19 protein-coding genes, 1 tRNA gene and 1 pseudogene are annotated in these 26,200 nt (G+C 33.8%); 16 read left to right on the top strand and 5 right to left on the bottom strand.

Annotated elements, in window-relative coordinates; translation table 11 throughout:
* Window positions 1-5: 5 nt before the first annotated feature.
* Together rplU and rpmA are read left to right on the top strand one after the other, a co-directional pair.
* On the top strand, window positions 6-413 hold the full coding sequence (gene rplU / locus ETSB_RS07165) for a 50S ribosomal protein L21 (RefSeq protein ID WP_044107149.1): 408 nt from the start codon (window positions 6-8) through the stop codon (window positions 411-413).
* A 44-nt stretch (window positions 414-457) separates the two neighbouring features.
* A complete protein-coding gene (gene rpmA / locus ETSB_RS07160) occupies window positions 458-721 on the top strand; it encodes a 50S ribosomal protein L27 (protein WP_044107147.1) in 264 nt (87 codons plus the stop codon).
* A 128-nt stretch (window positions 722-849) separates the two neighbouring features.
* Here rpmA and aroA read toward each other — a convergent pair whose 3' ends face one another.
* Window positions 850-2,196: a 3-phosphoshikimate 1-carboxyvinyltransferase gene (gene aroA, locus ETSB_RS07155; protein WP_044107146.1), complete on the bottom strand. Its 1,347-nt coding sequence runs from the start codon at window positions 2,194-2,196 to the stop codon at window positions 850-852.
* A gap of 442 nt (window positions 2,197-2,638) precedes the next feature.
* Complete coding sequence (locus ETSB_RS07150; protein WP_044107145.1) at window positions 2,639-4,438, bottom strand: aspartate kinase; 1,800 nt, start codon at window positions 4,436-4,438, stop codon at window positions 2,639-2,641.
* Between the two features lie 454 nt (window positions 4,439-4,892).
* On the opposite strand from ETSB_RS07150, the gene gpmI reads away from it, so the two are divergent.
* The 3 genes from gpmI to ETSB_RS07135 all read left to right on the top strand — a co-directional run bounded on the left by gpmI (window position 4,893) and on the right by ETSB_RS07135 (window position 7,645).
* Entirely contained in the window at window positions 4,893-6,491 is a 1,599-nt protein-coding gene (gene gpmI / locus ETSB_RS07145; protein WP_044107144.1) for a 2,3-bisphosphoglycerate-independent phosphoglycerate mutase, read from the top strand.
* Window positions 6,492-6,520: 29 nt separating this feature from the next.
* Entirely contained in the window at window positions 6,521-6,757 is a 237-nt protein-coding gene (secG, locus tag ETSB_RS07140; protein ID WP_044107143.1) for a preprotein translocase subunit SecG, read from the top strand.
* A 171-nt stretch (window positions 6,758-6,928) separates the two neighbouring features.
* Entirely contained in the window at window positions 6,929-7,645 is a 717-nt protein-coding gene (locus ETSB_RS07135) for a peptidase (protein ID WP_408643781.1), read from the top strand.
* Window positions 7,646-8,090: 445 nt separating this feature from the next.
* Here ETSB_RS07135 and ndhM read toward each other — a convergent pair whose 3' ends face one another.
* Window positions 8,091-8,447 carry an NAD(P)H-quinone oxidoreductase subunit M gene (ndhM, locus tag ETSB_RS07130; protein WP_044107142.1) on the bottom strand — a complete coding sequence of 119 codons (357 nt, stop codon included), beginning with the start codon at window positions 8,445-8,447 and terminating at the stop codon, window positions 8,091-8,093.
* 980 nt (window positions 8,448-9,427) lie between these two features.
* The gene (locus ETSB_RS07125) at window positions 9,428-9,970 is read right to left on the bottom strand and encodes an inorganic diphosphatase (protein ID WP_044107140.1); all 543 of its coding nucleotides are present in this window, start codon (window positions 9,968-9,970) and stop codon (window positions 9,428-9,430) included.
* A 704-nt stretch (window positions 9,971-10,674) separates the two neighbouring features.
* On the opposite strand from ETSB_RS07125, the gene ETSB_RS07120 reads away from it, so the two are divergent.
* From ETSB_RS07120 to ETSB_RS07070, 11 genes and pseudogenes are all read left to right on the top strand, one after another.
* Window positions 10,675-11,172, top strand: a complete 498-nt coding sequence (locus ETSB_RS07120) for a 2TM domain-containing protein (RefSeq protein ID WP_044107139.1) — start codon at window positions 10,675-10,677, stop codon at window positions 11,170-11,172.
* A gap of 21 nt (window positions 11,173-11,193) precedes the next feature.
* Window positions 11,194-12,591 carry a YcjF family protein gene (locus tag ETSB_RS07115; protein ID WP_044107137.1) on the top strand — a complete coding sequence of 466 codons (1,398 nt, stop codon included), beginning with the start codon at window positions 11,194-11,196 and terminating at the stop codon, window positions 12,589-12,591.
* Between the two features lie 581 nt (window positions 12,592-13,172).
* The gene (locus ETSB_RS07105) at window positions 13,173-13,382 is read left to right on the top strand and encodes a hypothetical protein (protein ID WP_044107133.1); all 210 of its coding nucleotides are present in this window, start codon (window positions 13,173-13,175) and stop codon (window positions 13,380-13,382) included.
* A 188-nt stretch (window positions 13,383-13,570) separates the two neighbouring features.
* Complete coding sequence (gene larB, locus ETSB_RS07100; RefSeq protein WP_044107132.1) at window positions 13,571-14,344, top strand: nickel pincer cofactor biosynthesis protein LarB; 774 nt, start codon at window positions 13,571-13,573, stop codon at window positions 14,342-14,344.
* A gap of 1,808 nt (window positions 14,345-16,152) precedes the next feature.
* Window positions 16,153-16,800, top strand: a complete 648-nt coding sequence (ruvA, locus tag ETSB_RS07095; protein WP_044107131.1) for a Holliday junction branch migration protein RuvA — start codon at window positions 16,153-16,155, stop codon at window positions 16,798-16,800.
* A 654-nt stretch (window positions 16,801-17,454) separates the two neighbouring features.
* Entirely contained in the window at window positions 17,455-17,694 is a 240-nt protein-coding gene (locus ETSB_RS09395; RefSeq protein ID WP_084220215.1) for a hypothetical protein, read from the top strand.
* A gap of 1,372 nt (window positions 17,695-19,066) precedes the next feature.
* A pseudogene (locus ETSB_RS07090) lies at window positions 19,067-19,715 on the top strand (hypothetical protein).
* Between the two features lie 40 nt (window positions 19,716-19,755).
* Entirely contained in the window at window positions 19,756-20,433 is a 678-nt protein-coding gene (locus ETSB_RS07085) for an ABC transporter ATP-binding protein (RefSeq protein ID WP_044107130.1), read from the top strand.
* Between the two features lie 777 nt (window positions 20,434-21,210).
* Window positions 21,211-21,888, top strand: coding sequence for a uracil-DNA glycosylase family protein (locus tag ETSB_RS07080; protein ID WP_044107129.1), 678 nt, complete (start codon window positions 21,211-21,213; stop codon window positions 21,886-21,888).
* A gap of 128 nt (window positions 21,889-22,016) precedes the next feature.
* Window positions 22,017-22,089 (top strand) — tRNA-Arg (locus ETSB_RS07075).
* A gap of 1,044 nt (window positions 22,090-23,133) precedes the next feature.
* Window positions 23,134-23,337 carry a hypothetical protein gene (locus ETSB_RS07070; RefSeq protein ID WP_044107127.1) on the top strand — a complete coding sequence of 68 codons (204 nt, stop codon included), beginning with the start codon at window positions 23,134-23,136 and terminating at the stop codon, window positions 23,335-23,337.
* 1,252 nt (window positions 23,338-24,589) lie between these two features.
* On the opposite strand, the gene ETSB_RS07060 is transcribed toward ETSB_RS07070, so the two are convergent.
* Entirely contained in the window at window positions 24,590-25,036 is a 447-nt protein-coding gene (locus tag ETSB_RS07060) for a pentapeptide repeat-containing protein (protein ID WP_044107124.1), read from the bottom strand.
* Between the last annotated feature and the right edge of the window lie 1,164 nt (window positions 25,037-26,200).

The following is a 26,200-nucleotide window of genomic DNA, read 5'->3' as shown; positions in this document are numbered from 1 at the left end:
TAAGTATGAGTTACGCTATTATTGAGATCGGCGGACAACAGATTCGTGTTAAACCGGGTCGTTTTTACGATATAAATTATCTCGGAGCCGACCCTGACAGCTCCTACACTATTGATAAAGTTTTATTGGTCAACGATAAGGAAGAAATCAGGATAGGACAGCCTTTTATTGAAGGTGCAATCGTTGAAGGAAAAATTCTGGAACATAGGCGGGGACGTAAAATTATTGTCTATAAAATGCGTCCTAAGAAGAAGACTCGGAAAAAAAGAGGACATCGCCAAGAACTGTCTCGCTTGATGATTACCGCTATTAAGATTGATGACAAAGTCATTGTAGAAGACTCAGAAGATGTATCAATGGTTACAACAGAAATGATTACTCCTGTGGTAACAAGCGCCACTGAGGAAGGATAAACTTCTAAAACAGAAATAACTTCATATAATAAGGACAGGAAAAAATGGCTCACAAAAAGGGAACAGGTAGTACACGAAATGGTCGTGATTCAAGAGCGCAAAGACTTGGAGTTAAACGGTATGGTGGTCAAATTGTTAGAGCCGGAAATATTCTGATTCGTCAACGGGGAACTAAAGTTCATCCAGGGAACAATGTTGGTCGTGGTAGTGATGACACCCTCTTTGCTTTAATTGATGGAATTGTCACTTTTGAGTATAAAACCAGGAGTCAAAAAAAAGTAAGTATTTACCCTGTAACGGACGAATAAGCCTCTACAGGCTAAAACAATAGTCTCAGTAAATACAGACCCAACCAAAATCTTGGTTAGGTTTGTATTTGTGGCAGTGGATATGCTCAGAGTTGATTATAGGGCAGCGATTGCCTATCCTACAGTTCTCATTTAATCAAATGTTGCAGAGTAGTTACAAATTTGGGGTAAGAAACTGCTACTACTTGTGCACGATGAATTGTGGTTAATCCCTTAGCCATGAGAGCAGCGATCGCTAAACTCATAGCAATGCGATGATCTGTATAACTATCTAATTCATGCCCTATTAAGAGAGTTCCCCCAACAATTTCCAAACCATCGGGTAACTCCGTAATTTTAGCCCCCATACGGTTTAATTGGGAGGCTATGGCTGTTAAACGATTGCTTTCTTTAAACCGCAATTCTGCCGCGTCTTTAATGATAGTTGTCCCTTGGGCAAAAACCGCTGCCACTGTCAAAATAGGGATTTCATCAATTAAACGGGGAATAATCTCTCCTTCAATGACACAAGCTTTCAGAGAACTTTGTTTCACCCGTAAATCTGCTACAGGTTCCCCTGTAACCACTCGTTGGTTTTCGATGGTAATATCAGCTTCCATCATGGCTAATGCTTCTAATATACCGGTTCGAGTTGGGTTAATCCCCACATTTTCAATAACTAATTCTGACTGTGGAACAATGGACCCAGCAACCAACCAAAAGGCCGCGGAACTAATATCTCCGGGAACTACCACTTTTTGTCCAGTTAAGGGAGTTCCTCCCGTAATGGTTACACTGTGGGTCGATGGATCAATTTCTAAAGTTGCCCCAAAGGACTGTAACATTCGTTCGCTATGATCCCTAGATAAAGCAGGTTCAGTGACTGTGGTTTTTCCCTCAGTCATCAATCCTGCTAGAAGAAGACAAGATTTGACTTGAGCTGATGCAATGGGAGAATGGTAATGGATGGGGGTTAGATTGTGTCCTTGAATGGCAAGGGGAGCTAGGGAATTATTATTTCTTCCCCAAATTTTCGCTCCCATTTTCTGTAAGGGTTCAACTACACGAGACATGGGACGTGATCGCAAAGAATTATCTCCCGTGATGCAAAAAAAACGACCTCGATGAGAAGCTAGTAACCCTAGCATTAACCGCATGGTTGTGCCTGAATTGCCAGCATCAAGGACATCTATAGGTTCTTGTAAATTTGCTAGTCCTACCCCTTTGATAGTAATGCGGTCACTGTTGAGAGGAGAAATTTCAGCCCCCATTCCTCGAAAACAAGCAGCAGTGCTGCGGGGATCTTCCCCTAATAATAATCCTTCAATGATAGTTTCCCCTTGAGTAATCGCTCCCAGTATTAGAGCGCGATGGGAGATCGACTTATCCCCAGGAATTTTAAGAGTTCCTTGTAGAGCTAATTCTGAAGACTGGAGATCAATAATTAAATCTTGATGATTAGAAATTGTTTTGAGAGTAACAAAAGGAAATGACATAAGCTCAATAACTGTTTACTAGTAAATATTTAGGAGACTTTTAAAATATTTTTTCTTAAAAAATTTATCTCAAAATTATTTTTTAATTGTATTTTCTGATAGATTTATCCAATCTAGACTTTTTGAAAGCTTTATGTCTTTATATTTAAAGATAACATTCCTGTTCTTTATTTTCATTTTGTAGTATATTTTTGAGGGTAAATTAAACTTTAATCGTGTTTGCTCTCCTAATTTATTAGTGTAATTGTTACTAAGTATGGCATCTTGCCATCGTTATTATTCTCTCTAATTAACTATTTTTCTAGAAAATACTTAGTTAAGCTCATTTACTTTAATTGATTATATAGTACTAATCTCTCGTCAAGAACTGCTTTACCTAAAAGCCTAATAGTCAATTCAAGGATTTAGATTGATGCCGTTATTACTTTAATTATCTAAATTATTAGCCAGAGACTTCTAGAATTCCTTGTACTGCTAATCCAAAAGCTTTATGCACTGCTTTCAATGCTTGTATACCTTCTGCTTTAGCCACCACACAACTGATTTTAATTTCTGAGGTAGCAATCATTTTAATATTAATTTTTTGCTTGGCTAAAGCTTTAAAACATTTAGCAGCTGTTCCAGGTTGTCCAGCCATACCTGCTCCAACAACACTCACTTTAGCAATATCTGTATCAATAATCATCTCAGTGAAGCTATCTGAAAGGATTGCTAGAGAAGTCTGAGCAATTTGTAAATCCTCCTGGGCAACCGTAAAGGCAATGTCGCGAGTGGGCATTCCATTAACAATGCGACAACGTTGAGATTGAATAATCGTATCGACACTGATATTTTTGTCGGCTAAAGCCCCAAAAATCCTAGATGCCATCCCAGGGCGATCCTGAACATGAAGTAAAGCAATTTGAACTTGTTTTGTGTCAAGGGCGGCTCCCCGAACAGGAGGAGAGACTTTAACAGTTTCAGGGGCTACCGGAATTTTGGATAACTTGACATCGAATGCCTTACACAAGGCATCAATGGCACGATTGCCATTGTCAGAGGCAATGACACAACTTACCTTCACCTCGGACGTAGCAATCATTTCAATATTAATCTGAGCATCAGCCAGAGTTTTAAACATCTTAGCGGCAATTCCTGGCCGTCCAATCATTCCCGCCCCTACAATGGCAATTTTAGCTGTCTCCTTTTCTATCAGAACTTCGGCTTCGTCACTGTTAGTTGAAGAAGTTCTTAAGGAAGGAGCGATCGCCTCAGCTACCGCTTCGGCTTTATTTAATATTTTTTTGACCACGGTAAAGGCAATATCATTACTATTGCTTTCATGAATGGACTGAATAATCAAGTCCACATCTACTTGTTGGTTAGCAATTTCGCCAAACAACCGCGCTGCTACTCCAGGACAGTCGGGAACCCGTAATATAGCTATTTTAGCTTGATCAGGGTCAAATTCTATCCCGTCTACTGCTTTAGTTAGTTCTAACTCATTAATGGATCTGGGTTTAGGAATAGGAGAAATAACACGAGTTCCTGGGGCAAGACTCCAACTTGATCGGACTACTAACGGAATTCCATAATTTCGTGCAATTTCCACCGCTCTTGGGTGGAGAACCTTAGCTCCTAAACTGGCTAACTCTAACATCTCATCACAGGTAATTTCGCTCATTAATTGAGCATCAGAAACCAAACGTGGATCTGTGGTTAAAATGCCAGGGACATCAGTATAAATTTCACAGCAACTCGCCTTTAATGAAGCTGCAATAGCTACCGCAGAAGTATCTGATCCTCCTCGTCCCAAGGTAGTAATTTCTAAATCAGTTTCATTACTAATCCCTTGAAATCCTGCTACTACGACTACTTCACCTCGATCTAAATGGCGTTGAATACGATGGGGTTTAATGGATACAATACGGGCGCGACTATATTCAGCTTCGGTAATGATTCCAACTTGCGCCCCAGTTAGAGAGATTGCTGACTGACCCAATTGTTGCAAAGCCATACTCATCAAAGCAATAGAGACCTGTTCTCCTGTTGACAACAACATATCCATTTCTCGACGACAGGGGGCGGGGGTAATTTCCGAAGCCAATTGGACTAATATGTCAGTGGTTTTGCCCATAGCTGAAACCACAACTACTACTTGGTTGCCCTTTTGGGCTATTTCGTGGATGCGTTGTGCTACTATCTTAACTCGTCTTACAGAACCTATAGAAGTTCCACCGTATTTTTGGACAATTAAGTTCATAATTGTATTTAGAATTGGAAAGTAGGAATTAATTAAATTGATAGAGTCTCCTTAGTCCTTAAGATTAGCAAATTTAATAAAAGTGAGTTTGGAATAAACTTTAAGAAACTGTTATTAGATGAAACATCAGTTTTGGTACTTTTTAAGTAAAATACGGGTTTTGGAATAATTTATCTTCTTTTTTTCTACCGTAATGTATAAAAATAGGTTTTGTATTACAGATGATATTTTAAACAAAATATACTTAATAACAAAATCTATAAAGGTATGTTGATTAATTTAAGATATATCGCAGGTGCGATAAACGATGAAATCGATATTTTGGTAAAAATAGTTGAAATCAGCAAATTTATTTCCTAAAATTGTCTAGAAAAATGTTAAAGAATAAACAGATTCTAAAAGTCGGTGGTATCATCTATGTGCATAAAATTAAAAATTAAGTAGGTGAACAATTATGGCAAAAGCACCTGTATCTCCAGTGGTACTGGTGGTCTTAGACGGCTGGGGTTATCGCCCATTCATGGAAAACAACGCCATTGCTTTAGCAAAAACTCCAGTCATGGACTGCCTTTGGACTACTTATCCTCGCACTCTAATCCAAGCTTCTGGGAAAGATGTCGGTTTGCCCCAAGGTCAGATGGGTAACTCAGAAGTAGGACATCTCAATCTTGGGGCTGGTCGCATAGTTCCTCAAGAATTAGTTCGCATTTCCGATTCAGTAAAAGACGGCTCATTATTAAAAAATTCTCAGTTAGTAAAAATTTGTCAAGAAGTTCATTCTCGTCAAGGAAAACTACATTTAATCGGTTTATGTTCCGAGGGAGGGGTCCATTCTCATCTCGATCATCTGTTGGGATTATTAGATTTAGCGAAGGAGCAAACTCTTCAACAAGTGTGTATTCACGCCATTACTGATGGACGGGATACTTACCCTACTGAAGGGATAAATGTCATTCAAAAACTTGAGTCTTATATCAAGAAAATTGGATTGGGGCGTATTGTTACTCTTAGTGGTCGTTACTATGCGATGGATCGTGATCGCCGTTGGGATCGTGTAAAAAAAGCCTACGATATCATAACTCTAGATGGCATAGGAGATAGCCGATCAACTGTCGATGTGATTAAAGATTTCTATAGCAAAAATATCACCGACGAGTTCATTCTTCCTACCCGCATTGCCCCAGGCGCGGTGGAACCGGGAGATGGAATAATCTTTTTTAACTTCCGTCCCGACCGATCACGGCAAATGTGTTATGCTTTGACCTTGGCTGAGTTCGATGGATTTGAACGGCAACGAATTTGTCCCCTGAGTTTTGTTACCTTTACTCAATATGATCCTAATCTCCCTGTTGAAGTAGCTTTTGACCCCCAAAACCTCAATAATATTTTAGGGGAAATAGTTGCCCGTCAAGGATTAAACCAATTTCGCATTGCGGAAACTGAAAAATATCCCCACGTTACCTATTTCTTCAATGGAGGCTCGGAAAATCCCTTTGAAGGAGAGGATCGAGAGTTAATACCAAGTCCTATGGTAGCCACCTACGATAAATCTCCGGCCATGTCGGCAGAGGCTGTTACGAACCGTGCCCGTATTGCTATTGAAAAGGGGATTTACACTTTAGTGGTAATTAATTATGCCAACCCTGATATGCTCGGTCATACAGGCAACATAGAAGCAGCAATTGAAGGGGTGGAAACTGTTGATAATTGTTTAGGACAGTTATTAAGCAGTATTAGTAAAATGGGAGGAACCGCCTTAATTACTGCCGATCATGGTAACGCTGAATTAATGCGTGATGAACAAAGAAATCCCTGGACTGCCCACACCACAAATCCTGTTCCCTTAATTGTAGTTGAAGGAGAAAAGCGGAAAATTTTTGGCCATGGGGGAGTTGTTGAACTCAGAGATAATGGACGACTCGCAGATGTTGCCCCGACTATACTTGAAATATTACAATTACCACAGCCAAAAGAAATGACAGGGCAATCATTGATTAAACCTATTGCGGTTGAGTTCAAAACTAATCGTACTGCTATTTGGCTTGCTCGTTAATTGTTTCTTGATCAAGGAATTGAATATTTATGACTCTTCGACAACTACTACAAGTTATTTGGGTGGTTTCTGCTGCTTTGTTGATTGTCTCTGTTCTTGTACATAGTCCCAAAGGGGACGGTATTGGGGGTATTGGAGGACAAGCACAGTTGTTTACTAGTGCTAAAAGTGCTGAAAAAACTCTTAATCAAATTACATGGACGTTAAGTACAGTTTTTATTGCCCTAACTATTGTTTTGAGTGCAGGATGGTTAAACCCGTCTTAGTAGATAACCAGAGTGTTTCGATGTTTACATTCGGTTATATAAGGGAGTGGAAATCCGAGGTGGAAACTCTTTTCTTGTCTAAATTGTAAGCTTATGCAGCGGATGACTAATATTTTCAATCAAAGAAAAGGTTTCTTGTGGAAATCTCCTTTTTTGTTGGGCATAGTCTGGATGACTATGTTGATCATATTTTGGGTTCAACCCTTGAATGCTCAAAGGGATGACTTAGAAAGATTCTTGCCCCCTTTACACCCACATCCCCTACCCTTAACCCTAGTTGAATGGCGAGATTCAAAAGACTCAGGGGATTATTTTGACCAAATATCATTGAGTCCTGCAGGCTATTTAATTTGGTCGAAATTTCCTATTAAATTTTATTTGGATCGTCCTACTAATCTGAATGATCTTGCCGTCGCAAGTACCCGTCGTTTTCGACAGTGGGTAGACGCTGTTATGGAGGCGATCTCAGAGTGGCAAGACTTTTTGCCTTTACTAGAAGTAAAAGATCCACAACTAGCAGATATTGTTATAGAAAGAACTGAGCCTCCCCTAGATGCCAGCTTTGATTCCGAAACTAGACAACTAAAAATCCCTAGGGCGCGATCAGCCCAAACTAGTTATAATTTTTATCTGACTCAGGATAGTCCTCCTATTCTGCGCCATCGTATGACTATTAAGATTAGTCCTAGTTTAAGTCAATCATCAATCTTATCAGCTTCCCGCCATGAACTTGGACACGGGTTGGGAATTTGGGGACACAGCGATCAAAAAACCGATGCTTTATATTTTTCTCAAGTCCGCAGTCTTTCTCCTATTTCTGTAAGGGATGTTAATACACTGAAGAAAATCTATCAGCAACCCACAAGATTAGGATGGAAATTGCCCTAACAAGTAAATTTTCAACTGATACACTTTTATACTAACTTTATGTACTGCGCAGAGAGGTTCGGCTGTCTACTTCTGATAGCGTTAGTTTCTAACGTTGTGACTAAATCTTTAGTTTTGACGAGAAATACTTAAAGAGACGCTACCTACTCTCAGATACTGATTCTGATTTCGGGATACTGCCATCAGCTGTATCAATTCAGACAAGACCGTCGCCAAGCAGTTACCAAGTTACTTTCATGCTATGGCCTAGTCTTCTTTACGGTTCAAGGGGATACTTTACTTGCATCATGCTTAATTCAAGAAAGCGTAGCATAGTTTAGCTGTTCCCAGTTAGACCGTTCTTTCTTCCCCACCTTTCAGCTTATTGGGTAAGAAAAAAAACTGTAGTTCGAGCCATAGCGTAGTATTTGTCTAGAATCCCTATCAGCTTAAGCTGAAAAAAGAATTAACTATAATTACCTTCAGTCTCTGGACTTTCTATTTTAGGAAGTCCCATACTGTAGTTAAGAACACGACTTCCAAGATTATAACTAATATCCCCTTTTTGCAGCAGAGAACGAATAAAATATTCCAAGTTTGAGCCAATGTGACGGAGATTATAGTCAGTTAAATCTTCTCCACTGTAGGATTCTATCAAGACATCAAATTTTCGATAAACCTTCTGCAGTGAATCTTCACTCCAATTGAATTCATTATCGGGATCGATATCAAGGGTTAAGACATTATCACTAGGAACTAGTTCGCTGTTTTTAACTTCAGCTGTATAAAGACGAATATGACGAGTAGTAGACTTTAAGAGCATAGCCTTGAATGCTAGTAGAATGTTAACAATACTTTAGATCAATCTTAGTTCATTTTCACCCTTAAGGATAAGAGAAGATTAGAGTAGGCAAGAAGCTAAATAAGCTAAACTATGATTTATCGCCTAGTTTGACTTCTCATAGAGATTACTAATGGTTGGACCGCTTTGATGATATTGATTGTGGCATTGACTTAGAGTTTCGATTTAATCGTAAAAACTCAAGTATACTATCTTATGCCAGCTTAAATTAATAGTTCTCCTGGACTAGCTATGACAATGTTTTAATAAACAAAGGCTGAAAGTAAGACTTTTTTATATTAAAACCCATTAAGGAAACAAAAAAACTGTCAACTTATATTCAAAAAATAGGAAGATTACTTAGCCTAAAGAGCTCAAACAAGGCTCAAAACTAATATCTTTATTAGTTGATTGAGATTGGATACTATTTTTTGGACGATTGAATATTATTTTCATTTTTTTGCTTAGTTTATAGTTAATTAACTTCCTTATTTAATATGTAACAATTAAAAATTGTGAAACAAGACAATCAAGATATACAATAATTTTTACATAACTTAAATATCATGATTAAATTGGACTTAAAACACACTGTTGCAGCTATTGAAACACTTTAGTCAAATAATTTAATACGACTTTAATTACAGTCTTAGTTATTGGAATAATTTGTTGTTACTTATCTTAGTAAATTTAACGACTTAAAGATAGAAAATCTCGAGACTATTCTTACAATAAAAAAAGTAAAAGGACAAAGTATTAATAAATCTTAAGCTTTCTATAAAATTGTTTTTTCTTGGGAAGATTTAATTATGTTATAATCTAAAAACTTTGCCTTATTTACCTTTAAAAATTAGAAATTTATTGAAGCAATATAACAAAATAAATAAATCAATTAAATATTATGGTTTATAAGGGTTTACAGTCAAACAAACCCCGCACCTTGGGCGGGGAGTATCGATAAATCACCGAGTTTGAGTTGGAGTGTTTAGAAGTGATTTACTTCCAGCTTTTACACATTCTTCAACAAGAGGAAGTACAGCTTCAATATCCTTCCATCCAAGAATTTCTGTGACTTTCTTCTCCAAATTCTTGTAGGTACGGAAAAATTCAGCAATTTCATCCAAGCGATGAGGAGCAACATCTTTGAGAGATTTAACCTGGATATAGCGGGGATCTTTATCGGGAACGCAAAGAATTTTTTCATCACGATCACCTCCATCGATCATTTCTAATAGACCAATAGGACGAGCAGCAATGACACACCCGGGGAAAGTCGGTTGATCCATTAACACCATTGCGTCTAAAGGATCACCATCATCAGCTAAAGTGTTAGGGATAAATCCATAATCACAAGGATACTGGACCGATGCATAAAGGACGCGATCTAGCGCAAAGGCATTCATATTCTTGTCAAACTCATATTTATTTTTACTGCCTGCAGGAATTTCAATCAAAATGTTGATTGAACCAGGCTTAGGTTGGGCTGGAATGAGGGATAAGTCCACTAACTCTCTCCAAATGCTATACAAAATTACAATTCATCTTAAAAGCCCTAAGAAAGTATTCTCAAAGCTTGAACACACCTGCCACTAAGCAATATAGCCCCCCAAAAGGGACGGGTTAAGCGTTCCCTAGCTCACTATTCTACAATGAAGATGGAACATGCAAGAAAATAATTTGGTCCTTCTGAACTGAGAATAATATACCAGTAACTAATGACTTCCAAACTTATTATTCCGGGAGTATTTCGTAATTCTAAAGACTTGATTTTTATACAATTTAAGTGTTTGGCATTATGAAAATCCTGTAAAAAGTTTCTTTTTAGGGTTTTTTATTGCGACTTTTCACAGTTAGGCTAGAAAAATAAATAATTTTTTTAAGCATAACAAGCATTATAGTTGCTCAGTAATTAAAATTACTGAGCAACGAATATTCAAGAATTCTAACTCTTGATTAAGATGCAAAAAGTAGGTGCATAGTACAACACAGAGTCAGTTTAGGATTAAAATCATAAATTAACCCTATTTTTTCTATAAAATTTGTTCATTGCTTATCAAAACCTTTGTTTGATAATAGACTATCAACAGTTAGTAGCTCCCTGTTTTCAGATTCAAGATAGAATCTAAAGAGGTCTGTCCTGGCTGATTTTCCGGCGACAATCATAGTCAGACAAGCTGGTTCACTAAGTTGAGTTTAAAGTAAGTAAATTATGTCAACTTCTAACCTGCAACCCCCTGAATTCTACAGTCAAAATGATGTCCAAGAAATTCTTTATCTAGCGATAACTCGTACAGCCGATGGTTCAAAATTGTCAAGAACACAACTGTGGGAAATTGCCACTGAATTAGACATTGATCCTGACTCTCTTAGGTCTGCTGAGCACGATTGGCTTACTAGTAAAAAAATGGAACGTAAACGGCATGAATTTGATTATTATAGGCAGGAACAATTGAAACAAAAGGCTGTTCGCTATGCTATTATCAACGGATTTTTTTTTATGATAAATTTCTTTAGTTCGGGGACTTTATCTTGGTCGTTGTATACTTTCTTACTCTTAGGATTGTCTCTGTCTCTAGATACCTATAAAGTCTTTCAAACAGAGGGGGAAGCTTATGAACAAGCTTTTCAACGTTGGAGTCTTAAGAAACAAATGAAAGAATCCCTTTCGGGTCTTTGGGATAAGTTAAAAAAGACATGGCAATCTTAAAAAAGTAAAAAACATCGAAAAATGAAAAAAAAAGTTAATAAGCCAATTCTAGTGGCAGGTGTCGGTATTTCATTTATATTGTGGTTTTATACTAGTTTTAGTCAGCAAATTCTAGAAGTAGGAGAATGGGGACTTCTCAGCGCAGTCTCCTTGGGGTTAGGAATTTTTTTGTGGCGGCAAGAACAAAAAGAAACGACAAATAAGCCATTGTCAATAACACGTTTAACTGAACAATCGGTCAGAGATGTAATTCTTCAAGGAGAACTAATCCTTAATACCTTAGGCACTGAAAAACCAGATCGTGATATTTCTGTCTTTAAGCAACAATTAACTCAATTATCTTTAGGCTTTGATCGTCAAGAACTAACTATTGCCTTAGCAGGAGATAAAAAGGTTGGAAAAACAACTTTAAAAAAAATATTATTAGCTCAATATCTCTCTAATGAGCTCTCTTTTATAGAGATAGAATCTGTGTTTAAAGAAACAAAAATACCTGAAATAAAGGCGGACTTGATTTTATTATTAATTACCGGAGATTTAACCAATTCTCATTGGAGATTTTTGCAAAAGTGTAACCAAGACCATCAACGATTTATTTTGGTTTTCAATAAAAAGGATCAGTATATTCCAGAAGAAAGAGCCTTGATTCTAGAACAAGTACGGCAACAACTAAAATCGATGATTGCCCCTTCCGATGTTATTGCCACTAGTGCGGCTCCTCAAGCTCTGAAAGTTCGCCAACATGAAGAAAATGGGACAATTCGGGAGTGGACTGAATCCCAACCTCCTGATATTAACCTCTTAAGTGATCGCTTAAACCTTGTTTTAGAACTCGAAAGGAAAATGTTAGTTTTGGGAAGTCTATGGCGTGAAGCAGTATCTCTTAAACAACAGGCTAAAGCTAATCTTGATAGCATAAGACACGATTGTGCTTTACCTATTATTGAAAAATATCAATGGATTGCGGCAGCCGGTGCTTTTGCTAATCCTGTAGCTGCTTTAGATTTGTTAGCTATGGTCGCTATTAGTTCTCAACTAGTTATAGATTTAGGGGTAATTTATAAACAGAAATTGTCTTTCTCTCAAGGAAAAGCTCTTTCAGTAACTATTGGTAAATTAATAGTCAAATTAGGATTAGTTGAACTATCAACTCAAACTATTGGCAGTTTTCTCAAAAATAATGCTATTACCTATATTGCTGGTGGAACAGTTCAGGCAATAAGTGCCGCCTATTTAACTCGTTTAGCTGGATTAAGTTTAGTGGAATATTTCCAAGACCAAGACCTTAATTTATCAGCAATAGAGGAAATAGATTTAACTCAATTTCCTCAAAAAATAAGACAGGTGTTCGAAAAAAATAAACGCACTACTCTGGTCCAAAACTTTATTCAGCAAGCCTTACCACATTTATCAAATTAACCTTAACTTTTATCGTATTATCGTAAGTTATGCATAAGCTATTATCTCAAAGATTTCTAAGTTAGATATTTAAAAATTAAAAACAATCATCTTTTCTGAGTCGAAACTGAATACATAGTTTTTCTTGGTTTTAGGAGATGCACTCTGACTTATTACTTTTACCTTCTGACTACTACTAAAACTTGATGTATTTCATAAGTAAAATAACTGCTAGAAGTATTTGAAGCTTTATCTCTTGATAAAGCTTCTTAGTTGTTTAGCTGTGAATACTATAGATATTTTTCTCAGACATGGGATAGCTTTACAAAGAAAATCTTCTACGGGCAATTATGTTTCTGTAAAATCAATTTATTTTAATATCGATGGACTTATGGAATATTTTTATGGTATATGGGAACACAGTCAAGGGCTAAATGCATTGCTTCCTCGACTATATTATATTTACTCAGTCAATATTTTTGGGGTTGATCTCTCTACTAAAGAGACAAATTTTAGGTTCGCCAATGCACTAATCAACAATTTAAGAAATTTATTATTTTTGGTGAATTGATGAAATCTACTTTACAGCTTAGGTATTGTTCGTGAGTAATCCCCCTAACTATGTTTCTGAATATAGGAATATTGTTGTTTTTTCTCAATCAGAAACTATTAAAGTTGGTGATTCTGAATTGGCTTACTGTTACACTAAGGTCGGGAAGTCTGGAGAGGCTCTTAATGTGGCTAATCAAAAAGGTTGCCTGAAAAATCATCCTTTGAATGAACTTTACATTGCTGAACTGCTTAAATATTAATTTAGCCCTCAATTAACTGATGCTAATGATTCTCTAGTGTTAAAATTTGAGCAAAATAACAGTATAGACTCTTATTTACGGAATTTTTACCTAGGGAGGTGATTGTAGAAAAAGTCTATAAAATTGGTTAGCCGATAAGTCGTATTCAATCGTTGAAATAGTTAATAATTAAAGGTAAATTTAAGACCATGAATCCAGATGCACTTCGGTCTCTTTTGCAAGCGATTGCCATAGGAGAAGTTAGTCCTGATCAAGGATTAGAAAAGCTCAAATATTTCAGTTTTGAATCTGTTGATGAGTTTGCAAAAATTGATCATCATCGTTATTTAAGAACAGGATTTCCTGAAGTTATTTGGGGTACAGGAAAAACCCCTGAACAAATTGCTCAAATTATGCTCACGATGGCATGTCATTCTCCTGTGGTTATGGCAACTCGTATTGAGGCAACGGTGGCCAAACAACTTGAAGACCAAGTGCCTAATTTAATTTACTATCCAGTGGCTCGTATTTGTGCCTTAAAAACCTCCGAAATCCCTTCGGTTGGATTAGGAGTAGTTGGGATTCTTACAGCAGGCACAGCGGATTTACCCGTAGCTGAAGAAACTGCCATTACTGCACAACTTTGCGGGTTTGAGGTACAACGGTTGTGGGATGTGGGAATAGCAGGTATTCATCGTCTATTAAGTCACCGTGAGTTGATCAATCAAGCAGATGTGTTGATTGTGGTGGCAGGGATGGAAGGGGCCTTACCTAGTGTGGTAGCAGGAATGGTTGACTGTCCAGTAATTGGAGTTCCAACTAGTGTGGGTTATGGGGTAAGTTTTGGGGGGGTTTCCTCATTATTGACAATGCTTAATTCTTGTGCGGCAGGGATTGGGGTAGTCAATATTGATAATGGCTTTGGGGCTGCTATTTTAGCTGGACAAATTTTACGAACCGCTAATCGTTTAATTGACAAATAAAAAATTAGTGTAGTATATAGATTCTATAAGTCACGGATTGCCTAGATAAACATATCAAATATGGACTATCTAAAAATTCAAACTTATTGAATCGATAAGAATAAAAAGTAAAAATTAATGTATATACAAGAGATTGTCAAAGATGGAAGATAGCTATCATAATGTTTATTAATAAATAGGTTAAAAGGCTAAATATAATTTAGCCTTTTAACCTATTTTGTCGTCAAATTGAAATATATAATTTGTAATTATTAATATTTAATAACTTATTTCGTGACCAAGAATTAAAGTTTAATAAAAAAACAACTTGAAATTAGATTTATAAGTTTTGACTAGTAAATTATGCTTTTAAAAAGTTAAAAGTCTATTGAAATAAAAAAATGTACATATTGTTTATTTAGAAGTGAAATTATTTAGAAAAGTCAATATATTATGATTGAACGATATCGTTTATCTGAAGTCAATTTTAAGTTAGTCCAATAAATAGTGATCACTTTATTTATCCTGGGCGATATATATTTAAAATAATTTGTCAAGATATAACTTCTAGATAAAGCTTTAGTGACTGAGATACTATTGTAAATAGTAGCAATTAGATAGTCATATATTACTTAAATAAAGTTAAATTAGGTAGTTTTATATAGTCAACAATTTATCTAATTAATACTAGGTATTAGCAATGAATGATTTAGTAATTATACTTGTTTGATCAAGATTACAATCTAAAAATTATACCGTTATAGGTCAAATTCTTCTAGTTTTTAGAAGTTTCTCTTATTTTAGTCAATTCAATAGGTGAAACAATATCTACATTTTTTATATTACTTATTATTATAAATATATCTATACTAATAGGGCACATATTGGTATGTATTTCGAATACATAAACTAATAGTCACCAAATTGTTCAGAAGCAATTTTGTGGTTTTATAAGTAAAGTAATTTTAAAAACTTAATAATCATAAAATACATAAAAAAATAATAAAATGTATAAATATTTGATATGTCTAGCTTCTTTGTTTGTGACTTAGCTGGATTGTTTTCTACTAGACAATAATAATTTTTTAACCATTTTTAATAAACATGTCAATCAATATCAGATTGCCTACCTGACTAAATTTTTATATACAACATAGCAATCACTTTATTTATAGTATAATTTCCAAAAAAATCGCTATAATTGCTTGATACTTTAATTGCTTCTATAGAAACTCAAATCTATTTTGCTTTCTCTAAGGAGGACGTTGATATTTACTAGGCAAATTTTCAAAAACAAAATTGAAACCAAAACAAAGTTTGTGCGATTACCAGTTATTTTAAAAATTTACTATTACAACTAGAATCTGAACAAAGTCATTTCTAAATTAGTTATTCTTTTACTATAACAGCTATAACAGGAGTAATATGTTATCTTGAATTAAGATTAATACAATAGTATTATTTATACTAAAATTATCTATAATTCTATTTATACTTTTTTATTTTACCAGTTCATAGAGATAAGAGATTGGCAATTCGATATCTGTGTAATAGATTATGAATTGAGTCTAAATAAACTCTTATGTTAGCAATTTAAGGACAAATATTACCTTTTCAAAGAAAAAGTGTGTGATTATTCTTGCAATGCACAAATATAATTGTATGAACGGTATTAAAATAATTAAATTATTTATGATAATTTTACTTAAGCTCGTTATGTAACAAGTTTTTATAAAACTTAAACTATTTTAAGTGTTTTACATTTAAAATAAATAGATAAAGTAAATTAAAAAATAATTTATTAAGACTTAAATCATTAATAATAAACTGTGTTAAGTTTTCTTAAAGGCAATCCGGTTGAAGTGATCAATGATATCCAAAATAAGACTATTCTGATATTGGAAGTTAATAACATGGGCTATGAAATCCAAATTTTATCACGATTTTCCCAAAAAATAGTTGAAAACCAACTAGAAAATATTCAAGTTTTTACCTGTCTACAAATTAGGGATGATTACCCCATTTTATATGGTTTTGCCACTGTGGATGAACGAGACTTATTTCGTCAATTAATCAATGTTAATGGAATTGGTGCGCAATTAGCAATCGCTCTAATTGATACCTTAGGATTAGAAAAATTAGTGCAAGCAATTATTAATGGTAACACTCGGAGTCTATCCAAAACACCAGGAGTAGGACAAAAAACTGCTGAACGTATTATCTTGGAATTCAAAAATAAACTCTCTCAATTTAAAAACCTATTAGGGAAACCCTTATCTTCTAGTGCCGCAATTCCATCTTTAGAGGTGCTAGAAGATTTAGAAATAACTTTGTTAGCATTAGGTTATACCAATAAAGAAATTAATCAAGCTGTTTCTACTCTTAGTAAAGATAATCAAATTTTAAAAAATCATAATGGTGAGGACTGGATTAAAGAAGCAATCATTTGGTTAAATCAAAATGAAAACCTTACATAGTAGCTAGACTTGAAGATGAAATGTCTAAAATATTAAGTAGTTGCTAAAAATAAAATATTTGTCAAAATAGGAGATGGATGCCGAATTTTTTATAAGATGAAAGATGAAATATAAATCATATTTCATCTTTCATCTTATAAAAAACTTAAATACAAGTAGGTTTTAATTGACAAAAATAATATTAGTTGATTTAAAACTTATAAATGTATCTATATCGTTTGATTCATTGGGGTATTGAATGTTACCACCAGGCACTAAAGTAGTTAGATGGAATGAACTTTGAGTCTTTTTGAGGTTATAGCACACACTTTATCTATTCTAGATATGTATATCCTACGCAATCTGTCAACAACTAACTTACATAAAAGTTAATATATCTCAATAAAAAGATAGACAATAGTGAACGACATACCTGATAAAATTGAGTAGGAGTTCTAAAAAATAACTCTTCCAGACTAGCTGCGGCAACGCTATAACAAACAAAAGCTAAAATTTTCACTCGGCAAAACTTCTAAAATTCTAAAAACTTGGTCGTTGGAAAAATCAAATTTTTAGGCTCATAGAATGCAGTTGGCATAATGGCTTTGGGAGTGACTGGCTACTGATTGCTCATACTCAGTCTAGAAGAAACAGGAAAATAAACTATAAAGTTATATGATCCATTCTCAGTTACATCAAAATACTCTTGAGTTGCTTCTGTCTTTTGTTCTCCCTTATGGCTGTTTTTTTTCCGTGATCTCTGATTACACGTATCGCATTAGTTGCCCTGATGACGAAATTGCCCATAGAGTCTGGGAAAATCGAGTTAACTGTATTTTTCCTTTATTTAAATCGGGGCAAGTGCTTGAGGTGGTAGCATCGAATTATTACGCAAGAAGCCATCCTAAGATCTAAATACTTATAAATCAGGAAAATTAATCAAGATTTAGTCAGTTAATGAGTTAGTATTACTGCTGTTATCGTCGTTTTTGGTGCTTATTGTATAGTAAATATTGCCTCGGTTAATGATATGACTATGAAGGAGATCTATCACACTTTTTTTTGAGAGGTCTTGATTTATACTTCGAGTTATATGTTTTTCATAGGGGGATTGATTTATCTAGGTTGAATTGATTGTGCTATCTATCAAGTTTTATCCATCATATAGAAAACATTCCAGTCTGTGTAAGATGGTCTACTGTTTAGTCATTAGTAGTTTAGCTCAAACTGCATAGTGATTTTTGTTTCAATGCAGTTTGAGCAATATTTTCCGTTTTAGTTCCTTTAATTTAGTTTTATTTTAAGTTGAAGACTATTCTGAAATTTATTCCCTTAAAATAATAATAGTGAGCAGTTTTTTCTATTGGTATTTATTTTTGATAAATGAGTATTACTACAATTATTAATTTTTTATTTAAATTGAATACTTTCTAATAAAATAGATGGGGTATAAGGACCAAGTTTTAGACAAGTAAAATAATATTAATGGCTATTATGTTAACTATAATTCTTTAATTAAAACAAAAAAATTAAGTTTATTACGGGGTTTCTGTTTACACTTTAAATGCTATTTTTATTTGTTATTGGGATAAAATTGACATAGTAGTTATGAGAAAAATATTGGTAATATTGCTATTTTTTATGATGATTAAATTTAAATTTAATCATCATAAAAAATTAATAAAATACTATTTTTATAGTTTATTAAAAAAAAATTAGAATTGAAAAAATACTCTAGTTGGTAGACTCAGACGAATTATTTTATCAATTATTAGTTGTATTCTAAGCAACCTGACACTGAAGTATGATGTCTTTTTTATAAAAAAAATTAATTATTAATAATTAACTACCATCTTTATTTTTATAAAAAATATATATTATTTAATAAAGTTATCTGATAAACTTAGACATTATACAGACCACTATATATCTCAATAAAGACGTGACTAATATTTTTAAATATTTATATTGATGCTGATATATTAATAAAATTAATAACCTATTTCAATAATTGAAATAGCAACATTATTTTGATATGATCGCTACATTTTGTATTTTTTTTTGAGTTATACTTGGTTGATTAACATAAAAAATAAAGAAAATTTTGTATTTTGCCTATAATTAATATTAAATAATGATTTAACTTAGAGAATTACAACTACTTTAACCTAGAAAAACAAACTAATTTATTATGTAAAATCTGTAATCTCCTTATTTCACTAGTCTTAGGGGAATTTGTTTAAGGTGTCTTTATAAAGATCAATGAAAAACATAGGATAATCTCACTTTGAGAGTTGAATTACAGAGCTATGTTTATTTAGACCGATTACAACTTCAATATGCCGTCTACATTGATTGGTATGGTAAAGTTAGGTTTTTTAGCTTTACCTGGGGATACTTCACTGTGGATTTAAATTTCTCCAGGAATTGAAAGTAACCGCGTTAAGGATCTCGCTTTAAAATCTATTGTAGTTAGTCCTAAAGTGTAATTTATCGAACATCTTTATGGACTTATCGAAATTTATTCCACTAATCAAGAAGAAGTAAAAGCTGTATAAGGAGCAATTTTAGATACTTTAGGCGTTAATAGACACAATTGTTGAAAATTCAAGGTGGTTTCTAGTTGAATTATTCGTAACATTGATTTATATCAAGCACAATTAGTCAATCGTAACCGACGGGTACAAATGTTATTAGCCAGACAAACTCTTTATGTTTTGGAAGTTCAACCAACTGATTATGCGACGTTAGTAGCTAATGAGGCAGAAGAAGCAGAAGAAACCGCTTCAATTAATATTCTTCAGGTTTCGGCTATTGGGAGTTTTGTTCGATTATATTTAGGAGGAGAACAACGAGATATTATGGCAAGTTTCCCAGCAATATTAGCTTGTATGGAAAGTGCTTCTGAAATGTTTCAAGATAGAAAAAAAAAATAAATAACTATCTCTATTAAATAACTTCTACACTTAATAAGTTATGAACTCTGAATTAACTCCATTATTAAAATTATCCGAGGTTAGTTTTACTGATTTTAGAGAAGAAAATAAGTTATTAACTAATATTTCTTTTCAGGTGAACCAGAGTGATCGCTTAGCAATTGTCGGTCCTTCTGGTGCTGGAAAAACTACTCTATTACGGCTAATTAACCGTTTACAAGACCCAACATCAGGGTTAATTGAATGGGATTCTCAACCTCTCTGCAATCTTTCTGTTGTTAAACTACGTCAACAAATTGTTCTAGTTCCCCAAGAGCCAAAATTATTAGGGATGACTGTAGAAGAAACCCTTGCTTATCCTTTATTATTGCAACAGTTATCTAAACTAGAGATTGAACAGGCAATTTATACATGGCAATCACAACTTTTTATCCCTGATGATTGGTTAACTCGAAATGAATTGCAATTATCTTTAGGACAGCGACAATTAGTGAGTATTATGCGGGGGTTAATGATGAAACCTAAACTTTTATTGTTAGATGAGCCCACTTCAGCTTTAGATAGTGATCGTGCTCAGCAATTAATAGAAACTTTAATTAATTCAAATGAAACAGAACAAATTACTATAATTATGGTGAGCCATCAAAAGAAATTTGTTAAGCAGTTCGCCAAGTATATTCTGACATTAAAAGGAGGACAAATTCAGTCCATTTCCTAGTTAAATTATCTGTAAAAATATTGGGCGTAATTTAGATATTCTGAACCTAATTATATAAAAGTTAAACACATAACAGAATCTAATCATAGATTAGAAGCTTATCAAAAGCTAAATCTATTCTATAAATAGAATAGATTTAGCAAGTTTTCTATTTAAACTTAATTGTGCTATACTCAGTATTCTCAGTTGAGTATTTTATACTGACAGTATAAAATACTCAACTGAGAATACTGAATGATATTTTAAATTCAAAAGCATTCACCATGTCCCGTTATTAAATCTTAAATAAGATAGGTATAATATAATTTACAGAAATCATAGATACGACAGTAACTTATATTTTTTATGGTTAAAACACCAAAAAACTTTTTATAAAAACTAACATATTAGTGATAATAATTCAGTGGTTCTAAATAGTTTAGTTATAGATCAACTAAATTAATGGAAATAAAAAGAGTTATATCTCTATTTTTTTATATTTCTTTATTTAGACTTAAGGAATATAGAGAAAATAGTATTAAATTTTTGAAAAAATATTTAAATATAAATACAACTTAGTTAAGACAGTAAAACCAGATATTTATTTGATAAATATCAATAGTTCCAAGATATGTTAATTATAGTTATATTCAAATACTGTAGTCACTTAAATGTAAAAACTCAAAATAAGTTGCTTCTTTAACATTTATTTAGATTTATCTACTCTTAGTAGCAGAGTTTACTGGTCACAAATAATGCTATGGTACTGATTGCTGTCACCACAAATTAAGTGAATTAATGCCAGATATTGAAACCTTGATCGTTCAAATTCATCTAGAAGCTAAACGAAAACTGTTTCCCATTGATACAACAGTTTATAAGGCGGCTAATAAAGATCCTACTCAACCTATTTTATATGCAGGAAACCTCAAAAGTAAGATCTGCTTTTTGGGACGAGATCTTGGACGAGATGAAGTCCACATGGGAGAACCTTTAATTGGTGCCGCAGGCACCTTAGTTCGTAGAGGGTTTTACTCGGCGATGCATCATCAACAAGCGAAAACTCAACAGGAGTTGCAAAGCGTCTGTGCTCGAGTTCTCCTTACTAATACTGTCCCCTATAAACCCCCTGGCAATAAAGCTTATATGACTGAAGTTAAAAATCGTTTCCGTCCCTTTATAGAAACATTATTAGTTATTCACTGGCAAGGAAATCAGATTATTACCCTAGGAACCGAGGCGTTTAAGTGGTTTATTCCCTATGGAGATAAAGGGGAAGTTAATGAATTTTTCCAGCGGAGCGATCGCTATGAAAATAAATTACCTGTAACTCTCCGCGCGACTGATACTTTGGGTATGCAACACCGACGACAAGTAACTTTACTTCCTTTACCCCATCCATCTCCTCTCAATCAGAAATATTATGCCAAATTTCCTCAAATGTTACAGAAAAGGCTGAATGAATTTGACTTTTAATCCTAAACTAAAGGATTTTGTGGGAGACTGTATCATAAAACTCAGAGTTTTAAAATTAATGACTTTTAGAGTTGACGTTATCAGTAAGAGAGGGTATACAATTATGAAGCGGTCATAATGGACTTCATGGGTGTGTAGCTCAATGGATAGAGCACCGACCTTCTAAGTCGTAGGTTACAGGTTCGAGTCCTGTCACACCCGTTATAATTGTTTGTCTTGTAAAAAAGTTAAGCCAATGATAGTAATACGTAATTTATTAATTGGTCAAGACTTTATCCCAATCCAAATAATGTAAGTGCTTGCAATGGTATTCTCAGACATGATCTGAGCCCAATATTTCTGATGAACTATTAAGCAGCTTTATAAAAACCCACTAATTTAGCAATAACAACAGCAGGACAAATATATTCATAACCCGATATTTTTAAAATTGTGAAATTAAAATAGATCAGATTATTTATCATAGCTCTTTTTGAGATTAAAAAGGAAAAGAGTTAAAAACAAATTTTGTATATAAAAAACAATGAAATTCCGAAGAAAAAGTAGATATAAATTCTCTCTAAATTAGATTAGTACAAATGCCAAAACCATAGAGAATAATTTTATAATCGTGCCTAGACAGAAAATCAACAGAACTGAACAAGTGAGATTAATTGATTCTTACACCGAGTAATACGAAAAAGATAGACCTAAATACCGCTCAAGTATTGTTGCAGAAAAAAGTCTTTTAGGGAGGTCAAACTTACCTTCTGTAATGAACCAAGTTGCTTCTTCGAAGTTTAACGCTTTTTTTCTATAAAAAACAACCAAAAACTTGAGTTATTTGCACTATTTTTACCATTGATAGTCACTTAATCACCATATAGATTAATCGAAAAAAAATCAAGAAGCAGAATATAGCTATTGAATAAATTTTACGAACTATTCAAATATTTATTTAGCCAAATTTTGTCAATCATTTTGTATATAAAGATTATCTCTATTGGGTTGAGGCTAAAGCTTAAGTCGATGCACGTACAAACCCTTAAGACATTGGACATTTTGTAATCATGTGATGAGAAAACAACTCAATAAATAGAACGGTCATCCCAACTTTAACTACCTATCCCCAATTATTAACCAATACAAGACTTATCCTGTCATAAAATTAATTTTAAATTTTGTTCTTGGGTATAATTCTGCTCAGGTTATTCAATCGATCGATGGAAGCAGTCATAGCCAAAACCCTACAGTTTTGTTTTGGCTATGACTGGACAAATTACTGACGTCAAGGATAAAACCTCTGGAGGAGTGGCTACCATTGTTTTTTACTTTACTGTTACGACGCTATTCTTGATGTTAGTCACTAAGTATGAAAGTTATTTTGACTCCACTATTACCCTATTCACCTTACTTTTGCCTCTTTTAGGCGCGTTGGGAATGATTTGGTCGCGAGTAGCGTGTGCTTAAAAGGCTTCTTTCAAACTATGAAATGATATCTGTCCAGTACTAAATAAAAATTATGTTTACCCAGATAGCTTTGATTACTTGGATTGGTATATGCTTCATAAAAGCCCGTTATTTAGGAAAAAATATTGCTAAACCTGTATACTATGTAGCTTTTGGTAGAGCAACCTTATCAACAGTGTTGGGTTTAGTGTTAGTTCTAATCTTTTATATTTTGGTTAAAAACTTTAAAAAGTATATCTTTTAGGAAAGCACAGAATTATCCACCCTCTAATTATTAATTCTGCTAATGGTAGTTAACTAACCTTCTCTCTCCAACCTCAACCACCAAAGGAGTAAGCAACTCCTCAGAATTAATAAATTGATGAAAAAGAGAAACCCTATTAATTAACTTGATTTACCCTTTTGTCTTTGTTTAATTGAATCAAATCCAAAGAAATTTTGAGATGAAGTTAGGTAACTAATCTATAAACTCAACTAACAATTCATTCTAGAAGAAATAAGAACTAATATTCGAGTAATTATTTCTTTTTTTTGGAGTAATTATAGTTGCACTAGTCGGTATTATGTTTGGGCTAGCTATAATGAAAATTTTGCGGCGGGACCAACGCAAACCTAATTTTGTTGTTGGCGGAGCAAGAATAAAAACGATTCAGATATTAATAACACGAAAACTCCGATAAACAGAATTCAACAATAAGGAATTTATAGTTGATCATGAACCATAAAAACAAGAAAAGCTGACAATTTTGGAACGCATTTACCAATATTCATGACTTATCTAGTCCAGCCTATATGGAATGGACAACGGTTTAATGGATAAACAATAGGCTCTGAATTCAGAGTTATGAGTCAATAGAGACAGTATTAGTTACAATCTTAATAATTGACTTTTAAGTATGGAAGTTGCTACGTCTATCTATTCTTAAATGCGACCTTAATGTAAATGTAAACGATCTCTTCAGCATTAAACTGTATTTGTTAGTTTTAATGTTTTTTGACAACGTTCTTTAAATTTAGCATAGGGCAATTGATTTTTTTATGGGGCAATTAGGCTAGCTCGACTCAACTTGGGTCCACACACAATATCGACCCTGGGACTTACAACATCTTTTTAATCTAAACGTAGTTTAGATTAAAAAGATAATACGAGACAAACAAAACACTAACACAGAATACTAATGTATACATTTTAAACTGGTTTTTTCTTTGATATAAACAACTATTACAGCTGAATTTCTCTAGCTTATCGTTTCTAATCAAAGGCGGGGTCTTGTCCACCAATTCCAATACCTGTGTCAAAGATTTTAGCGTTAGTTAAATTTAGGTTATTCATGGACGCATCTGTCACATCAGCATCATAAATCATTGCTCGGGTGAAGTTCACATTATCTAAATTCGAATCATTAAAACTGGCATTAGTAACTATTGCCCCAGTTAAGTTAGATCCTTCGAGGTTAGCCCCCGTCATATCCGCTCCTTCTAGGTTAGCTTCGATTAGGGTTGACCCTGACAGATTAGCATCCCTTAAATCTGCTCCGATTAAATGAGCAAATTTTAAGTCTTCATTGGAAAGGTCACACCCCATACATTCATTAGTTGTTAACAACCGTTGGATATTAGCTGGATTTCCAGCTAATACCGGACTCTTGAAGATGAGGGCAACAGCGATGGACAGCGTAAAAAAAATATTCCGTCTCATAAACAAATTCATACCTTTTATTTAAAGTTTTATCCTTCCTACCAAAATAAAAAGTATGATAACAAAAAACCTCACCCAATTGGATTATTTTTTCTTACCGGTTTTCTCTATTATTTCAGCGACTATTTTAAAATAGAGAGTAGATTAATATTTAGGAATATACAATAAAAAATCAAAACATTTTATTTATGGTCAGCTTTAGCTTTTTGTTTACGTCAACCTTGAATTATGGCGTTTATTATTTAGGCAAAAATCGAATTCTTGGCTAAATTAAGAATTACTTCATTATTGTTTGTTATTGGTTTGAAATTTAGCTTTTACGAAATTTGTGAGGTGGAACCAATAGCAAAGATGGGACAAATTTTATATAGCTATTACCTTAACTTTTTCAAAGCCTATCATTTATTGTTTAATTATTTTATAAATAAACGGTAAATTAGTTCCATACATGGAAAACCTGCCTTAGGGATATTGAACGTTCAGGATATTTGAGTTGTTCTTATCATGATTATTCTAACGGCTTTTAGCACTGATGAGCAGTCATCGTTAGAGAAAGAAATCTTGATAGTTTTGTTGAAAGAAGGAGAGTGTTTACTGATAGTTACCTTATTCAATTGTTGCATTTTACCCTATTTACTCCGTAAAATAGCATAATTTAGTGATTTTTATTTTAGCAAGTTTGAGGGTAGGTTCAAATCACACATATTTTAGGGTTGATTGCTCTAGTGGGATTAATTACTATGGTGATGTTGATTTATACGATTATCGACTCCCATATAATCAAAAATAAATAGCTAGATTGAGCCTTATCTAACTCGGAAAAATTGACTCATCATTACTAATACGGAAATTGAGAGATTTAGACGGAGTATATATTCTTCCAGTGGAAATTATCTCATTTGGTTCAAAATAATATGATGAAAAATTTAAAATCTACCTCCACTTTGTTATTGCATAAGCCGAAATGGATAGTAAATGCTTTTAAAAAATCATTAAAACACTAGTTAAAGATAGATTTACGTGCTATGTAAATCTATCTTTTTAGATAATGATCGCGGTGAACATAATGGAAAGTAGTGTGTTAGATTTTCTTATAAGGTGTTTTGTTTTCTCCATGTCGCTAACATTGACTTCTTCTATGGGGTATCTCACTGAAGAAGTCAA

The sequence above is a fragment of the cyanobacterium endosymbiont of Epithemia turgida isolate EtSB Lake Yunoko genome, from assembly GCF_000829235.1.
Lineage (GTDB): Bacteria > Cyanobacteriota > Cyanobacteriia > Cyanobacteriales > Microcystaceae > Rippkaea.
This window is presented reverse-complemented; position numbering and strand designations above follow the sequence as displayed.

What these genes read in the sequence shown, in the direction of transcription:
- rplU (WP_044107149.1), top strand. Translation starts at nt 6, where the DNA reads ATGAGTTACGCTATTATTGAGATCGGCGGACAACAGATTCGTGTTAAA.
- rpmA (WP_044107147.1), top strand. Translation starts at nt 458, where the DNA reads ATGGCTCACAAAAAGGGAACAGGTAGTACACGAAATGGTCGTGATTCA.
- aroA (WP_044107146.1), bottom strand. Translation starts at nt 2,196, where the DNA reads ATGTCATTTCCTTTTGTTACTCTCAAAACAATTTCTAATCATCAAGAT.
- ETSB_RS07150 (WP_044107145.1), bottom strand. Translation starts at nt 4,438, where the DNA reads ATGAACTTAATTGTCCAAAAATACGGTGGAACTTCTATAGGTTCTGTA.
- gpmI (WP_044107144.1), top strand. Translation starts at nt 4,893, where the DNA reads ATGGCAAAAGCACCTGTATCTCCAGTGGTACTGGTGGTCTTAGACGGC.
- secG (WP_044107143.1), top strand. Translation starts at nt 6,521, where the DNA reads ATGACTCTTCGACAACTACTACAAGTTATTTGGGTGGTTTCTGCTGCT.
- ETSB_RS07135 (WP_408643781.1), top strand. Translation starts at nt 6,929, where the DNA reads ATGACTATGTTGATCATATTTTGGGTTCAACCCTTGAATGCTCAAAGG.
- ndhM (WP_044107142.1), bottom strand. Translation starts at nt 8,447, where the DNA reads ATGCTCTTAAAGTCTACTACTCGTCATATTCGTCTTTATACAGCTGAA.
- ETSB_RS07120 (WP_044107139.1), top strand. Translation starts at nt 10,675, where the DNA reads ATGTCAACTTCTAACCTGCAACCCCCTGAATTCTACAGTCAAAATGAT.
- ETSB_RS07115 (WP_044107137.1), top strand. Translation starts at nt 11,194, where the DNA reads ATGAAAAAAAAAGTTAATAAGCCAATTCTAGTGGCAGGTGTCGGTATT.
- larB (WP_044107132.1), top strand. Translation starts at nt 13,571, where the DNA reads ATGAATCCAGATGCACTTCGGTCTCTTTTGCAAGCGATTGCCATAGGA.
- ETSB_RS09395 (WP_084220215.1), top strand. Translation starts at nt 17,455, where the DNA reads ATGATCCATTCTCAGTTACATCAAAATACTCTTGAGTTGCTTCTGTCT.
- ETSB_RS07085 (WP_044107130.1), top strand. Translation starts at nt 19,756, where the DNA reads ATGAACTCTGAATTAACTCCATTATTAAAATTATCCGAGGTTAGTTTT.
- ETSB_RS07080 (WP_044107129.1), top strand. Translation starts at nt 21,211, where the DNA reads ATGCCAGATATTGAAACCTTGATCGTTCAAATTCATCTAGAAGCTAAA.
- ETSB_RS07070 (WP_044107127.1), top strand. Translation starts at nt 23,134, where the DNA reads ATGACTGGACAAATTACTGACGTCAAGGATAAAACCTCTGGAGGAGTG.
- ETSB_RS07060 (WP_044107124.1), bottom strand. Translation starts at nt 25,036, where the DNA reads ATGAGACGGAATATTTTTTTTACGCTGTCCATCGCTGTTGCCCTCATC.